At 46.1% G+C, this 1,265-nt stretch carries 8 tRNA genes; all 8 read right to left on the bottom strand.

Annotated elements, in window-relative coordinates:
* Window positions 1-402 precede the first annotated feature (402 nt).
* Window positions 403-475: transfer RNA gene (locus tag D3H55_RS23660), tRNA-Lys, on the bottom strand.
* 4 nt (window positions 476-479) lie between these two features.
* Window positions 480-554 (bottom strand) — tRNA-Gln (locus tag D3H55_RS23655).
* Window positions 555-620: 66 nt separating this feature from the next.
* Window positions 621-704 (bottom strand) — tRNA-Tyr (locus tag D3H55_RS23650).
* 7 nt (window positions 705-711) lie between these two features.
* Window positions 712-787 (bottom strand) — tRNA-Thr (locus D3H55_RS23645).
* Window positions 788-835: 48 nt separating this feature from the next.
* A tRNA-Val gene (locus D3H55_RS23640) sits at window positions 836-911 on the bottom strand.
* Between the two features lie 59 nt (window positions 912-970).
* A tRNA-Glu gene (locus tag D3H55_RS23635) sits at window positions 971-1,045 on the bottom strand.
* 18 nt (window positions 1,046-1,063) lie between these two features.
* Window positions 1,064-1,137: transfer RNA gene (locus D3H55_RS23630), tRNA-Thr, on the bottom strand.
* 2 nt (window positions 1,138-1,139) lie between these two features.
* Window positions 1,140-1,214, bottom strand: a tRNA-Asn gene (locus tag D3H55_RS23625).
* Between the last annotated feature and the right edge of the window lie 51 nt (window positions 1,215-1,265).

Genomic DNA, 1,265 nt, shown 5'->3' with positions numbered 1-1,265 from the left:
CGGATCAAAAGCGGAAAGGACCTATCCAGCGGCGCAATCTGGACTTCCTTCCCATGAAATAATATAAACACCACCCACACAATAAGACAAAGGGGCTTCCTGGGTAATCATACATTCTGCGGACTGAATTTGTAAATTCAGTAATTAAGGGTTTATTTGCTGTCTTGCAACCATTCATTGTAATGGTACGTTGCCTTACTTTTGTAAACAATTGGAAGTACATGAGGCTGCATAACAGCAACTTTAACTGAGAAATTCCCTATTGTAAGGTGAATTGCTGAATGCAATCCTATATTTCTTCACGGCTGCCCGCCATAATAATTATCTTCTTAAATGGCCATAAATAAAATTAAAAATCAACAAAAAAAGCTTCCAGACATAAATCTGGAAGCTTTCCTGCAATGAGCCATGAAGGATTCGAACCTTCGACCCTCTGATTAAAAGTCAGATGCTCTACCAACTGAGCTAATGGCTCGGAGTGGCTGGGCTAGCTGGATTCGAACCAACGCATGTCGCAGTCAAAGTGCGATGCCTTACCGCTTGGCTATAGCCCAATATTAGTGAAAATAAAAAGGACACTCAATTAACATGTCCATTTTCTATCCTATGTATTCAAGAAATGGTGGAGGGGGGCAGATTCGAACTGCCGAACCCGAAGGAGCGGATTTACAGTCCGCCGCGTTTAGCCACTTCGCTACCCCTCCAAACAAATGGTGCCGGCAAGAGGACTTGAACCCCCAACCTACTGATTACAAGTCAGTTGCTCTACCAGTTGAGCTACACCGGCATCTATTTTGGAATGTTTTCATTTTATTAAGTTATATCAAAAAAATCGTGGTGGAGGATGACGGGATCGAACCGCCGACCCTCTGCTTGTAAGGCAGATGCTCTCCCAGCTGAGCTAATCCTCCGAAATAAAGTATTGTATTAAGGATGCTTATTTTGCTCAGCTGCGCTTCGCAAAAAAGCTTGGTGACCCCTACGGGATTCGAACCCGTGTTACCGCCGTGAAAGGGCGGTGTCTTAACCGCTTGACCAAGGGGCCAATCTTATAAAACTAGTAAGCTTCCAACCGGGCTCGAACCGGTGACCTCTTCCTTACCATGGAAGTGCTCTACCTGACTGAGCTATGGAAGCAATGGCTCCGCAGGCAGGACTCGAACCTGCGACCGATCGGTTAACAGCCGATAGCTCTACCACTGAGCTACTGCGGAACGAAAAGCCTGGCGACGTCCTACTCTCACAGGGGGAGATCCCCCAACTAC

It is taken from the genome of Bacillus salacetis, assembly GCF_003581585.1.
Classification (GTDB): domain Bacteria; phylum Bacillota; class Bacilli; order Bacillales; family Bacillaceae_B; genus Rossellomorea; species Rossellomorea salacetis.
The sequence above is the reverse complement of the archived record's forward strand: the minus strand, read 5'-3'. Positions and strand labels throughout refer to the sequence as shown.